This window comes from Micromonospora sp. NPDC004704 (assembly GCF_053601675.1).
In genome coordinates this window covers 1-13,379 of sequence record NZ_JBSGCD010000048.1, presented here as the reverse complement: position 1 = coordinate 13,379, position 13,379 = coordinate 1, and the positions used below count along the sequence as shown (strand labels likewise).

11 protein-coding genes are annotated in these 13,379 nt (G+C 71.8%); 6 read left to right on the top strand and 5 right to left on the bottom strand.

The window, feature by feature from the left end; translation table 11 throughout:
• Positions 1 to 71 precede the first annotated feature (71 nt).
• On the bottom strand, positions 72 to 3,134 hold the full coding sequence (locus tag ACWEFB_RS34975) for a glycoside hydrolase family 9 protein (RefSeq protein WP_452292387.1): 3,063 nt from the start codon (positions 3,132 to 3,134) through the stop codon (positions 72 to 74).
• Positions 3,135 to 3,451: 317 nt separating this feature from the next.
• On the opposite strand from ACWEFB_RS34975, the gene ACWEFB_RS34970 reads away from it, so the two are divergent.
• From ACWEFB_RS34970 to ACWEFB_RS34960, 3 genes are all read left to right on the top strand, one after another.
• On the top strand, positions 3,452 to 4,459 hold the full coding sequence (locus ACWEFB_RS34970) for a transporter substrate-binding domain-containing protein (RefSeq protein WP_326559637.1): 1,008 nt from the start codon (positions 3,452 to 3,454) through the stop codon (positions 4,457 to 4,459).
• Positions 4,402 to 5,514, top strand: coding sequence for a hypothetical protein (locus ACWEFB_RS34965; protein ID WP_452292384.1), 1,113 nt, complete (start codon positions 4,402 to 4,404; stop codon positions 5,512 to 5,514). Before ACWEFB_RS34970 ends, ACWEFB_RS34965 begins: the two co-directional genes overlap by 58 nt.
• 88 nt (positions 5,515 to 5,602) lie before the next feature.
• Complete coding sequence (locus ACWEFB_RS34960) at positions 5,603 to 6,337, top strand: PP2C family protein-serine/threonine phosphatase (protein ID WP_452292382.1); 735 nt, start codon at positions 5,603 to 5,605, stop codon at positions 6,335 to 6,337.
• Between the two features lie 24 nt (positions 6,338 to 6,361).
• Here ACWEFB_RS34960 and hrpB read toward each other — a convergent pair whose 3' ends face one another.
• The 3 genes from hrpB to ACWEFB_RS34945 are packed head-to-tail and all read right to left on the bottom strand — an operon-like array spanning position 6,362 to position 10,083.
• Positions 6,362 to 8,950 (bottom strand): ATP-dependent helicase HrpB, encoded by a 2,589-nt coding sequence (hrpB, locus tag ACWEFB_RS34955; protein WP_452292380.1) that lies wholly within the window; start codon positions 8,948 to 8,950, stop codon positions 6,362 to 6,364.
• 46 nt (positions 8,951 to 8,996) lie between these two features.
• Positions 8,997 to 9,200, bottom strand: a complete 204-nt coding sequence (locus ACWEFB_RS34950) for a DUF397 domain-containing protein (RefSeq protein WP_452292378.1) — start codon at positions 9,198 to 9,200, stop codon at positions 8,997 to 8,999.
• A 40-nt stretch (positions 9,201 to 9,240) separates the two neighbouring features.
• Positions 9,241 to 10,083 carry a helix-turn-helix domain-containing protein gene (locus tag ACWEFB_RS34945; RefSeq protein ID WP_452292376.1) on the bottom strand — a complete coding sequence of 281 codons (843 nt, stop codon included), beginning with the start codon at positions 10,081 to 10,083 and terminating at the stop codon, positions 9,241 to 9,243.
• Positions 10,084 to 10,255: 172 nt separating this feature from the next.
• Between ACWEFB_RS34945 and ACWEFB_RS34940 the strand changes: the two genes are divergently transcribed.
• The 3 genes from ACWEFB_RS34940 (at position 10,256) to ACWEFB_RS34930 (ending at position 13,117) form a co-directional block, all read left to right on the top strand.
• Positions 10,256 to 10,882, top strand: coding sequence for a GOLPH3/VPS74 family protein (locus ACWEFB_RS34940; RefSeq protein WP_452292374.1), 627 nt, complete (start codon positions 10,256 to 10,258; stop codon positions 10,880 to 10,882).
• Between the two features lie 124 nt (positions 10,883 to 11,006).
• The gene (locus ACWEFB_RS34935) at positions 11,007 to 12,530 is read left to right on the top strand and encodes an APC family permease (RefSeq protein WP_452292372.1); all 1,524 of its coding nucleotides are present in this window, start codon (positions 11,007 to 11,009) and stop codon (positions 12,528 to 12,530) included.
• Entirely contained in the window at positions 12,527 to 13,117 is a 591-nt protein-coding gene (locus tag ACWEFB_RS34930) for a GNAT family N-acetyltransferase (RefSeq protein ID WP_452292370.1), read from the top strand. Before ACWEFB_RS34935 ends, ACWEFB_RS34930 begins: the two co-directional genes overlap by 4 nt.
• Before the next feature lie 112 nt (positions 13,118 to 13,229).
• Here ACWEFB_RS34930 and ACWEFB_RS34925 read toward each other — a convergent pair.
• Positions 13,230 to 13,379 (bottom strand): sigma-70 family RNA polymerase sigma factor (locus ACWEFB_RS34925; protein ID WP_452292445.1); only part of this gene is annotated, 150 nt, incomplete at its 5' end.

Genomic DNA, 13,379 nt, shown 5'->3' with positions numbered 1-13,379 from the left:
TGGGTCGGGCCGCACGAGGGGCCGACCGCCATCTTGCCGGGGATGGCGGTCGGCCACGGTCGGGGCGTGGACTAGGTGCAGGCGACGCCGTTGAGGGTGAAGAGGCCGGGGGGTGGGTTGGGGCCGGCGGTCGGGGTGGTGGCGTTCAGACCGAAGGTGGCCGTACCGCCGGGGGCGATGCGACCGTTGTAGGTCTCGTTCTGTGCGGTGACGGTGGCCCCGGACTGGGTCGCCCGGGTCATCCACGCCTCGCGTAGCCGCTGGTCACCGGTGAAGGCGAAGTTCGCGGTCCAGCCGTTGATCGGGGTGGTGCCGGTGTTGGTGATGGTCACCTGGGCGGTGAAGCCGCCACCGCCCTGCCAGGCGCCGTAGTTGACGTAGCCGACCCGGCAGTTCGCCGCCGGGGGTGCGGCGGCGGCGCCCTGGTCGGCCAGGAACGAGGCGATCCAGGCCAGGGCCGAGTTCCAGTTGATCGCCACCTCGTTGGTCGCGTACGAGGCGATGTCGTCCACGTAGCAGAACATCGGGGCGCAGCCGGCCAGGAGCTTCTCCGCGAACGGGTCGTCCAGGCTGGCGTTCGCACCACCGGCGATCGAGCCGGCGGGCGGGTTCGGCAGGGACGGGTCGTACTGGTTGCCGAAGATCCGGCTGTGCTGGTTGCGGGACGCCTGCTCGCCCCAGCCGGTCACGTACGACTGGTTCAGCGCGTTGCGGCCGAAGATGTAGTCCATCCCCTGCACCGCGCCGTCGCGGTAGCGCACGTCCCGGCTCAGGTCGTAGGCCGTCGCGAGCACCACGGCGTTGTTGATGATGTTGCTGTTCGCGCCCCAGAAGTAGCTGCCCGGCCCACCCGGCATCGGCAGCCCGTACGCCTGGCCGGCGAGGGTGGTGAGGTAGCCGTCGGCGGCGGTGAGCACCGAGGCCCGGATCCGGTCGCGTTCCTGCGGTGCCAGCCCGCTCGGCACGGTGGCCAGGTCGAGCCGGCCGAGTGCCGCCGTGCTGCCCCAGCCGAAACCGTTGGCGTCGAAGACGTTGCCGGTGTGGTGCGGGGACGCGGTGAGGTCGGCGAGGTAGTTCGCCGCGCCGGTGCTCAGGTACAGCTCCGCGGCGGCCCAGTAGAACTCGTCGCTGACGTCGTTGTCGCTGTAGGTGCCGCCGCCGTTGCCGTCGGTCGGGCTGGCGTACACGGCGGGATTGGCCTTGGCCGCCGCGTAGGCGGTCTGGGCGGCGGTGGCGCACCTGGCCGCGAACGCCGCGTCGTAGGTGACGTAGAGCCGGGCGCACTGGGCTGCGGTCGCGGCCAGGTTGAGCGTCGCGGCGGTCGACGGCGGGTGCAGTTCGCGCAACTGCGGGTCGGCCTCGGGGGCCAGCGGCAGCCCGGTCCAGTTCTGGTCGTGCAGCTTGTGGTGGGCCATGCCCGCCTTCGGCTTGCCGGCCGGGACCTGCATCCGGAGCAGGAACTCCAGCTCCCAGCGCGCCTCGTCGAGGATGTCCGGCACCCCGTTGTCGCGCTCGGGAACCCGCAGCGTGCTGTCGCCGAGCCCGGCACCGGCGCCCCCGGTGGGTGCGGTCTTGGTCCGTTCGAACGCGTTCAGGAGCTGGTAGGTGGCGATGCCGCCGTTGACCACGTACTTGCCGTGGTCGCCGGCGTCGTACCAGCCGCCCCGGCCGTCGAGGCGGTAGTCGCAGGCGCCGGGCTGGCAGGGCACGTCGGTGTCACCCCGGTTCGGGGCCACGCCGAGGTGACCGGCGGGGCGGGCGTACTCGTCGCCGACCAGGTCACCGTCGATCGCGATCCCGCTGCGCTGGATGTAGAAGAACTGGAGCGAGTCGGAGCGGAGCTGCCGGTAGAGGTCGCCGGTGATGTCGAACGGGTGGCTGGTCTCGCCGTCGGCGGTGAGCGTGTAACCGGTGCCGGCGGTCCGGTGGGCGGAGAAGTCGATCGTCTGCACCTGCTGGCCGGAGGCGGCGTCCAACCCGCGCGGGGTGGCCAGCCCCTGGGCGACCACCGCTCCGGCGGCGGACTTGAGCTGCCAGGGCAGGGGTTCGGTGGCCGTACTGACCACGGTGGCGTTCTTTGGGCCGCCGGGCAGGTAACCGACCTGGTTCACGCGTACCCGTGGGCCGGTCTCCGGCACGTACGGCGGCTCTTCTTCACCGCCGCGCAGTGAGACGTTGTCCAGGCAGAGGGTGTAGCCGGCGGCGTTGCCGCCGACCTGGAACGCGACCTGGCCCAGCTCGGTGTCCATGGTGGCGGTGAAGGTCCGCGTGATCCGCTGCGGGGTCGCGGTCAGCGGCAGGTCCGCGGCGAAGAACGAGGTGTACGGTTCCGCGCCGAGCTGCACCGCCGCGCGGACCGTGGCGCCGGGTGTCGCGGAGGCGTCGAAGGCGAGGGTGTACTCCGCCCCGGCGACCAGCGGCACGTCGTTCTGCCCGACCCCGCCGTCCCAGGGGTTGGTTAGCCCGCCGGGCACCGCCGAGCAGAGCTTCCCGTCCTGCACCCCGGTGCTGGTGGTTCCGTACGAGTACCAGCCGTCGCTGCCGTTGGCGAAGTCGCCGTTGGTGAGCTGCTCCGGCCCGGCCGGGTCGTCCGGCGGATCGGTGCCCGCCTCGCTGCTCAGCGACACGTCGTCGAGGCAGAACGTGTACGGCTGGGCGCTGCCGCCGAGTTGGAAGGTGAGGGTGCCGTTGGTGGAGTCGAGGGTGCCGGTGAAGTCGTACCCGAAGGTCTGTCCGGCCGGGGTGAGCGCCAGGTCCCGGGCCAGCACCGTGGTGTACGGCGCCTCGTTGAGCTGCACGTTCGCCTTGACGGTGGTCGGGGCGCTGGCGGTGGCGTGCAGCGACAGCGCGTACGCGGCCCCGTCGACCAGCGGAATGCTGTTGTGCCCGAGGCTGGCGTCCCACGGGTTGGCCAGGCCGCCCGGCACCTGTGCGCAGAGCCGGCCGTCGACCACGGCGAGAGTGAGGTTGTCGGTCGCCCACCACGGGGCGGTGCCGCTGTCGAAGGTGCCGTTGACGATGTGCTCGGTGGGGGCGGCGTGGGCTGCGCCGCCGGTCAGGCCGGTGCCGGTGACGGCGAGGGCGGTCGCGGCGAGGAGCGCGACGGCCCGCCGCAGGCGTCGGGGTCGGGTCACGGAGCTTCCTTCCGGTGGGGTGCGTGCCCGCGGTGACGCCGACCCGGTCGATCCCGCTGACTCGGCCGGTCCCGCGGCGAACGTATCGAAAGCTATGACTGGGAGCGCTCCCAGACAACAGCGATGTTGCCAGGCCGTTTCTGGACTGTCAATTGGTGACCCTGGATGGACCGGCTTTCGGTCCGGCCCGTACCGACGGCTCGACCTTGTCAAACACGATCGGTTAGCCGACAGTGGGCGCGCGACGCCACGACTGTCGGGAACGTAGCGGATAGGCCAAAATGGATGGTTCGGGCCGGGGCGATCGGGGGAGCAGGGTGACCCAGGAGGACAAGGGTTCCCGTCGTGGGTCGGTGACCCGTGGCGTACGGCTGGTGGCGGTGCTCCTGAGTCTCGTGGTGGCGGTGGCGGCCGTCATCACCACCGTGCTGCTCACCGGCCCGCCGGCCGAACAGGACCTGCTCCGCGAGGCCGGGGTGATCGGCAAACGTGAACTGCTGATCGGGGTCAAGGACGACCAGCCGGGCATCGCCCAGGTCGACCCGAAGACCGGTGCCTACTCCGGCTTCGACATCGACATCGCCTGGATGATCGCGGCCGACCTCGGGTTCCGGCCCAGTGCCGTACGGTTCCTCGCCATCGAGAGCGAGGACCGGGCCAAGATGCAGGCGCGTACGGACGACGGCCAGTTTGTCATCGTCGACCTGGTGATCGCCTCGTACAGCATCACCGAGGAACGGGAACGGCTCAACGGGGTCACGTTCTCCGCGCCGTACCTGGCCACCGAGCAGTCCGTGATCACCCGGTTGGACTACGCCGGTCCCGTCGACACCCTGATCGACCTGCGCGGCAAGAAGGTGTGCAGCCTCTCCACCGCCACCTCCGAGTCGTCGGCCGCGAAGGCCGGGGTCGAGCTGATCAGCAAGAAGCGGGTCAGCGAGTGCGTCGACGCGCTGCTCGCCAAACAGGTGGAGGCCGTCACCACCGACGCCGCGATCCTGGCCGGCTTCGTCGCCAGGTACCCGGAACAGTTGCGCCACCACGACATCGGACTCGACCCGTCGGAGATGTACGGCGTCAACACCGGTGCCAACGAGGCGCTGCGGGACCTGGTGAACCTCTCGCTCCACGACTCGTTGACCGATCCGCGGGACCGCCGGTGGGAGGACGCGTTCGACCGGCACCTGCGCCCCGAGCAGCCGGTGAACCTGCCCCAACCGGTCGCGGTCGCACAGCAGCCGGACGTGGAAGAGGTGGAGGTACGGCGGTGGCCCTGGGAGACGGCGGCGATCCGACCGAGGGCGGTGCCGGCGACCGTACGGTAAGCGCCCGCCAGGCCCAGCACTGGGTGCTCACCGTGGTCCCGGCGTTCCCGCTGCTCCTGCTCGTGCTGCGGCTCTGGCACCTGAGCCGGCAGGACCTGTCGACCATGCTGGTCCTGGTCCAGTACGTCAGCCCGCTCGGCCTGGTCAGCGCGCTGCTGATCACCCTGATCTGGGTGCTGCCGCTGGTGGTGCTGGTGGTGGCCGCGCTGGGCACCCTGCTCTGGGTCAGCGCCCCGGACCGGTTCGACCCCGAGCGTTCCCTGCTGGCCCGCGCCACCGCCCGGCTGCCCGGTTGGGTGATCATGGCGGCCGTGCTGCTGGCCCTGCTCACCTGGCAGTTCCGGTTCCTGCCCAGCCTGCTGATGCTGGCCCTGGCCATCCTCGGCCTGCGCACCCGGCAACGGCATCGCGAGGACCGCCTCCGCCGGTACCTGTTCTGCCTGGTGCTCCCGCTGGTCGCGGCGGTGCTCGCCGGGGCATGGGTGGCACCGGCGGCGCTGGCGGCCGTACGGGCGCAGGAGTGGGTGACGGTGTCCCTGCTGACCCTGCCGCCACTGCTGACCGTCTTCCTGACCGGTCCGATCCCGCGTCCGGTCGCGCCCGTGCTCATCCGGTGGGTGCTGGTCGTGGCGGCCCTCATCGCGCCGTTCCTGCTGGGGGCGATCTTCCTGCGGGTGCCGATCCTGCCGATGGTGGCGGTCGAGATCATCTCGACGCCCTTGCCGGTGGCACCCGAACCACCGGCCGCCGGGTCGTCAACCGAGCCGGTGGAGGTGCTGATCGGTCGGGTGATCGCCGTGGACGACCGGACGACCACCCTGCTCGACGAACTGGGTTCGGTGCGTTTCGTCCGCAACGACAGGGTACGGTCGCAGACGCTCTGTCCCGAACTCGAACAGGTCCCCTACAGCACCGTACGGGTGCACGGCTGGCACGCGGAGGAGACGGCACTGGAGTGGGCGATCCCGCGCCGCCCACCCGCCGACCCCGACCCGCGCTGCTCCGGTCGACCGTTCGACGACGCTCCCGATACGGCGATTCCCGTGACGCGATGACTACCTAAAGTTAAATCACCGCTTTTGTGGGCCGGCTCCGGTGATCTACTAGAGACATTGTGGCCCCTCTCCTGGCAGGCTGCCTGCCATGACCCTCAAGCTGCGCGCCGCCGCAGTGACCGATCGTGGCCTGATCCGTAGCGGCAACCAGGATTCCGTGCACACGGGCGACTGGCTCATCGCCGTCGCCGACGGGATGGGCGGCATGGCCGCCGGTGACCTGGCCAGCCGGATCGCCATCGAGGCGATCGCACCGGTGGACCGGCCGACCCCGGACGAGGACCTGGTGGCGGTGCTACGGGGTGTGCTCGGCGAGGCCAGCCTCCGGATCCGCGCCGCCGTGGAGGAGGAGCCGACCCGGCACGGCATGGGCACCACCCTCACCGCCCTGCTCTTCTCCGCGACCGGCACCACCCTCGCGCTGGCCCACATCGGCGACTCGCGGGCGTACCTGCTGCGCGACGACGTGTTCACCCAGGTCACCAGGGACGACACCTTCGTGCAGTTGCTGGTTGATGAGGGCGTGATCGACGCCGAGCAGGCGCGCAGCCACCCGCGTCGGGCGGTGGTCACCCAGGCGTTGCAGGGTGAGCCGGCCAATCCGGCGTACTCCACCCAGCCGCCGCGCGAGGGCGATCGGTGGCTGCTCTGCTCCGACGGGCTGTCCAACGTGGTCCGCTCCGACTCGCTCGCCGATGTCCTGCGGTCGTTTCCGGACCGGGACGCCTGCGCGCGTCGGCTGATCGACCTGGCCCTGCGGGCCGGTGGGCCGGACAACATCACCGTGGTGATCGCCGACATCGTCGACGATTCGGGCGCGTGACCCGGCCCGCTCCGGGCGCCGCCGTCACTGCCGAGGGGGCTTGACCCGCCCGCTCGGCTTTGCCCTGCTCGGGTCGTCCGGCCACGGGTGGCGGGGGTAGCGCCCGCGCAACTCGCTGCGTACGCGTGGATAGCCGGTCTCCCAGAACGAGGCCAGGTCGCTGGTGACGGCGACCGGCCGACCGGCCGGGGAGAGCATGCTCAGCCGTACCGGCACCCGTCCGTCGGCGAGCCGGGGCACGTCCGCCCAGCCGAAGGTCTCCTGCAACTTGACCGCCAGTACCGGCGCGGTCGGGTCGGTGTAGTCCACCCTGATCCGCGAACCGCTCGGCACGGTCAGCCGTTCCGGGGCCAGCTCGTCCAGTCGGGCGGCCTGCGCCCAGGGGACGAGCCGGCGCAACGCCGAGGAGACGTTGATCCGGTGCAGGTCGGCCCGCCGCCGCGCACCGGCCAGCTCCGGGGCGAGCCACTGCGGCATCGCGGCCAGCAGCGATTCGTCGTCCACCGCCGGCCACGAATCGCCGAACGCCTCCCGGCAGAAGGCCAGCCGCAGCCGGGTCGACTCCGCCTCGGGGGTCCAGTTCAGCAGGGCGAGCCCGACCTTGCGTACGCCGTCGAGCAGGGCGTTGGTCAGTTCCGCCTGGTCCGGCTTGAGCGGTTGCTCGGCCAGCACCAGCGCCCCGAGCCGGCGTACGTCCCGGGCCTGGACGTCGTTGCCGGCCCAGACCACCTCCCGCTCCTGCACGAGCAGCGGGCCACCCGCCTCCCGGGCGGTCGCCTCGTCGATCACGGCGGCCAGCCGGATCTGCGCGCCCCGCCGGCCCGGCGCGCGGTCCGCGACCGCGATCGCCAGCCACGCCGACCCGGTCAGCGCCGAGCCCGCCGCCAGGTCCGCGGCGGTTCCGCCGGCCATCAGGTACGTCATCCCGCCCGACTTGCGGACCCGGGCCAGCCGTTCGGGGTACGCGAGCCCGACCAGCAGCCCGGCGGCCAGGTCATCGGGCAGCCGCTTCCCACCAGCGGTGCCGCTCCCGGCTCCGGCGGCATTTCCGCTCCGGTTGCCGGTCCCGTTCTCGGGGCCGGAACCGTCGTCGGCGGACTGGGAGTCTGCGGAACCGCGCAGCCTGGTGACCTCGGCCCGCCAGCGGGCGGTGGCGGCCTGGTCGGTGTTGCCGCGCAACCGCCGCCACACCACGGCCAGATCGTCGTCGCGACCGGCCACCGAGTCCTCGGAGAGCAGCGCCACCACCTCCGCGGCCCGCTGCGCGCCGAGGGTCTCGGTGCCGTCCAGCAGCGCGCGGGCCAGACGCGGGTGCGCGCCGACCGCCGCGATGGCCCGGCCCCGCGTGGTCACCCGCCCGTCGCCCTCCACCGCGCCGAGTGCGACGAGTGTGGTCCGGGCGACCTGCATGGCCGCGGCCGGCGGCGGGTCGGGCAGGGCCAGGTCGGTGCCGTCGGGTTGGCCCCAGCAGGACAGTTGCAGTGCGAACGCGGTCAGGTCGGCGGTGGCGATCTCCGGTTCCGGTTGGGCCGGGAGCCGGTCGTGGCTCGCCTCCGACCAGCACCGGTAGACCCACCCCGGTGCCTCACGCCCGGCCCGGCCCGCCCGCTGGGTGGCCGCCGACCGGGACACCGCCACCGTGACCAGGGCACCCAGCCCGCGAGCCAGGTCCGTACGGGCCACCCGGCTCAGCCCGGCGTCGACGACCACCCGTACGCCGGGCACGGTCAGGCTGGTCTCGGCCACGTTGGTGGCGAGCACCACCCGGCGACGGGTGCCGGGGCGCAACGCGGCGTCCTGGTCCCGCCCCGACTGCCGGCCGTGCAGCGGCACCACGTCGACCTCGCCCCGTACGCCGGACAGGCGGTTGCTGACCCCGCCGATCTCGCCCGCGCCGGGCAGGAAGACCAGCAGGTCGCCGTCGGCCTCGTGCAGGGCCCGGCGCACCGTGGCCGCCACGTGGTCCAGCATCCGCGGATCCACCCGCAGCCCGTGCGGCGGATCCACCGGGCGCAGCGGCGGCGCCCACACCACCTCGACCGGGTGCAGCGCCGCCGGGGTCTCGACCACCGGGACCGGCCCCTCACCGGTGCTGCCGAGCACGCCGGCCAGCCGTTCCGCCTCGGCGGTCGCCGACATCGCCAGCAGCCGCAGTTCGGGGCGGAGGGTGGCGCGTACCTCGACCGCGAAGGCGAGCGCGAGATCGGAGTCGAGGTGCCGCTCGTGTGCCTCGTCGAGCAGCACCGCGCCGACGCCGGCCAGTTCCGGGTCGTGCTGGAGGCGCTGCACCAGCAGACCGGTGGTGACCACCTCGATCCGGGTACGCGCACCGACGCGCCGCTCACCGCGTACGGCGTAGCCGACCGTGCCGCCGACCTGCTCGCCGAGGAGCGCCGACATTCGGCGGGCAGCCGCCCGGGCGGCGATCCGTCGGGGTTGGGCGACCACGATCCGGCCCTCGACCTCGTCGATCAGCGCCAGCGGCACCAGCGTGGTCTTGCCGGTGCCGGGCGGCGCGACCAGCACCGCCGCGCCCTCGCCCCGGAGCGCGGCGAGCAGCTCCGGCAGGACGTGGCGGACGGGCAGGTCCTCGGTGATCGTCTCGGGTAGCACCGGGCCAGTGTCGCACCGGGGCCGGTACGGGCGTCGGCGCGCCGGGTCAGTCGGTGTCGGGCAGCGCGCGGGTGCCGTTGACGAAGGCCGTCCACCCCTCGCGGCCGAACAGCAGTACGGGCCCCGGCCGGTCCTTGCTGTCCCGTACCGCCACCGTGGCGTCGAGGAGGGCCACCTCCACGCAGTTGCCGTTGCCACTGCTGCGGCGGCTCGTACGCCAGTCGGCCCGGGCCAGGTCGATCCCCGTCATTGGTACCTCTTGTCTTCCGCCCGATGAGCCACCGGAATGATCACGGATAGTTAAGAGAAGCCTCCCGAATCAGGGTCATCGACTCCGCCGGAGTCAGCGCCATCCGGCACAGCTTCTCGTGCAGCAGGGTATACCCGAGCACATGATCGGCTTCCTCCAGAGCCAGCCCCATCGTGAGGTTTTCCAGGTAAACCACGGACCCGTCGGCGGCCTCGGCGAAGCCCAGGATGACGTACGGCGTGGTCATCGCCGGGTGTCCGCCGGCCGCGAAGGGAAGTACCTGGATTGTAACGTTGGGTAACTTCGCGACCTTGATCATGTGTTCCAGTTGGCGGGCCATCACGTGCGCCCCGCCGACCGCCCGGAGGAGGACCGCCTCGTTGAGTACGACCGACAACTGCACCGACGGATCGCGGTGCAGCACCGCCTGGCGTTGCAACCGGGCGGCGACCTTCCGCTCCACACCGCTGTCGCCCGCGGTGAGTAGGTAGATCGCGCGGGCGTACTCCTCCGTCTGCAACAACCCCGGTACCGATTCGGCCTCGTACGTCCGCAGGTTGGCGGCCTCCGCCTCCAGACCGACGTAAAACTCGAACCAGTCGGGCAGTACGTCGCTGTAGCTCTGCCACCAGCCGCGCTCCTGGGCGCCCCGGGCGACCTCGATCAGGGCTTCGGCCTCCTCCCCGGTCACCTGGTAGAGGGCGAGCGCGGCGCGTACGTCGCGGGGCTTGATGCCGATCTGCGCGTTCTCGATCCGGGACAGGTTGCTCTTGGACATGTCCAGTTGGCGGGCGGCCTGGTCGAGTGTCATCCCGCCCCGCTCACGTAGCTGACGGAGCTCACGGGCGATGCGGCGGCGGCGGACGGTTGGGCTGGCGGTCACGGCGCCGAGTTTCCCACGACCGGACCCGTGGGCCCGGCGTCCGGTCTTGAAACCGATTGAATCCGGGAGTTGCATTGCATCCGTCCCCCGGTGCATCCTTTTCTCCGGCGTCGATCAACAGCATGTCCCTCCCGTGTGGACAGTCCACACGCGCCGGACGAAGGGGAGAGTCTTGCTTCTCGCGGACGAGTTCTTCCTGATCGCCCATGACGACGCCAAGGGCAAACCCCGACTGCACCCGTCCGCCACCGGGCTCGGGCTCGCGGCCGGGCTGCTCGGCGAACTCCTGCTCGCCCGGCGCATCGTCATCTCCGCGGGCACGGTCACCGTCGTCGACCGTCGACCACCGGACGACGCCCTGGCGCACACCGTGCTCGACCAGTTGGTGGGGGAGCCGGAGCACCGGCTGGTGCGTACCTGGTTGGGGTTTCTGGGCAACAGCGCGACCGAGTCGGTCGGCGAGCGGCTCGCCCGCGCCGGCACGGTACGGCGGGTGGAGACCCGGCGCCTGCTGCGTACCACTGTTGTCTACCAGCCCGCCGACATGAACGCCGCCGCCTGGCCGGTCACCCGGCTGCGGGCGTCGCTCAGTCGCGGCGAACCACTGCCGGTGGCGGACGTGCTGCTGCTCGCCCTGCTGGCCGCGACAAACCTGCTGCGCGAGGTGCTGTGGGGCACCGAACCCGGTGCGCAGTACCGGCTCAACCAGCTGATAGACGGGCTGCCGCCACCCCTCGGCGACCTGGCCCGGCACACCGAGGCGGCTGTGGGGGCCGCCGTGCTGTCCGGTCGCCTCTGACCGGTCGAAGCTGACCGGCCGCTCCGACCGGCGGGACCGATCGGCCGGAGCCGACGGTCGACCCTGACCGCCCGGGTAATCCCGGTCCGGCCACTCTCCCCTCCTCACCCCCGGAGCAGATTCGATGGCCCCTCCGTTAGCGACCTCCCGACCGAGCAACGTCTCCTCCGCGCTGGCCAGTGGCCGGCTCGGCATCCCGTCCGTGGTCTTCTTCGTGCTGTCGGCAGCCGCACCGCTGACCGTGGTGGCCGGTGTGGTCACCACCGGGTTCGCGGTGACCGGTGTGACCGGCATTCCGCTGGCCTTCCTGCTGATCGGCGCGGTGCTGGCCCTCTTCTCGGTCGGTTACGTCGCGATGGCCCGGCACACCGCCAACGCCGGGGCGTTCTACGCGTACGTCACCCGTGGGCTCGGCCGGCCGGCCGGGGTGGGCGCGGCCTGGGTGGCGCTGATCGCGTACAACGCGTTGCAGGTGGGGCTCTACGGCGCGGTCGGTGCGGCGGCGGCGCCCGTACTCGACCAGATGTTCGGCATCGACGAGCCGAGGTGGTGGGTGATCGCCCTGATCGCCTGGGCGGTGGTGGCCGGGCTCGGCGTACTGCGGGTCGACATCAACGGCATGGTGCTGGCCGTACTGCTGCTCACCGAGATCGCCATCATCATCGCCTTCGACCTGGCCGACCTGCTCAGCCCGGCCGGAGGCAGCGTCAGCCTGGAGACGCTCGCCCCGTCGAACCTGTTCGTGCCCGGCGTCGGGGCGATCCTGGTGCTGGCGGCGACCGGCTTCACCGGCTTCGAATCAGCGGTCGTGTTCAGCGAGGAGAGCAAGGATCCGAAGCGGACCGTCCCGGTCGCCACGTACCTCTCCGTCGCCATCATCGCCGGCCTGTACGCGCTCAGCGCCTGGGCGATGACGGTCGCCACCGGCCCGGACAAGATCGTCGAGTCGTCACAGGCGGAGGGGGTCGGGCTCATCTTCGTACTCGCCGACGGCAACCTCGGCGGCACCTTCGTCAGCATCGGACAGGTGCTCTTCCTGACCTCGGTCCTGGCCGCGATGATCTCGTTCCACAACACCACCGCCCGGTACACCTTCGCGCTCGGCCGGGAGCGGGTCCTGCCCGCGCTCTTCGGCCGCACCGCACCCCGTACGGGCGCACCACGGGCGGCGTCGATCGCGCAGAGCGTACTCGGGCTGGTGGTCATCGCCGTGTACGCGATCGCCGGCTGGGATCCGCTGGTCCAGCTCTTCTACTGGGGCGGCACCGGCGGCGGGTTCGGCGTACTGCTGCTGATCACCGCCACCTCGATCGCGGTCATCGCCTTCTTCGCCCGTAACCCGTCCGGGGAGAGCGGCTGGCACCGCATGATCGCCCCCGGTCTGGCCACCGTGGCCCTGGCTGCCATCGTGTTCATCGCGCTGGACAACTTCGCCATCCTGCTCGGTGTGGCGCCCGACTCGGTGCTGCGCTGGGCGCTCCCGGCGGTCTACCCGGTCGCCGCGGTGCTCGGCGTGATCTGGGCGCTCGTCCTGCGGGCCCGCCGTCCGGAGGTGTACGCCACCATCGGCCTCGGCCCGGAGAGCGCGACCGGCGGGCCGGTCCCGGCGGGTGCCGCCGAGCGGCGGCCGGTGGAGGCGCGGCCGTGACCGCCCCGGTGATCGAGCGGGCCGAACCGGCCGAGTCCCGCGCGTTGGCCGAGCTGATCGCCGAGGCGTTCCACCCGCTGGCCGCCACCGCCTGGCTGGTGCCCGATCCGGCGGTCCGTCCGAAGATCCTGACGGACGACTTCCACATCCTGGTCGAGCACGCGATCGAGTGGGGTCTCGTGGAGACCACCGAGGACCGTCGCGCGGCCGCGGTATGGCTGCCGGCGGTCGGTGATCCGCTGCCCCCACCGGCCGACTACGACAAGCGTCTGGCCGCCGCCTGCGGCGAGCTGACCGACCGGTTCCGGCTGCTCGACGACCTGTTCGAGGCGAACCACCCGCACGATCCGCACCACCACCTGGCCTTTCTCGCCGTCGCACCGGACCGGCAGAGGCAGGGGATCGGGTCGGCTTTGCTCCGGCACCGGCACGCCTGGCTGGACGAGCAGGGGCTACCGGCGTACCTAGACGCGAGCAGCACCGACAGCCGGGATCTCTACGCCCGGCACGGCTACAAGGTCGCCGAGCCGTTCCGGCTGCCCGACGGCACCCCGTTCTGGCCCATGTGGCGGCCGGCGGGAGGGTGAACTCCCAATCGGTCAACTCGGCGGGATGACCGATCGGTGACGCGGCAGGGGCCGGGCCAGTACTGGCCCGGCCCCTGCCGTCCGGCGCAACGCCGGTACCTCCCCCAAAGAATCAGTACGTCTCGCTGAGCTGTCCGCGCAGCTTGGTGAGTGCGCGGGTGAGCAGTCGGGAGACGTGCATCTGGGAGACGCCGATCTGGTCGGCGATCTGGGATTGGGTGAGGTTGCCGTAGAAGCGGAGGGTGAGGATTTTCTGTTCCCG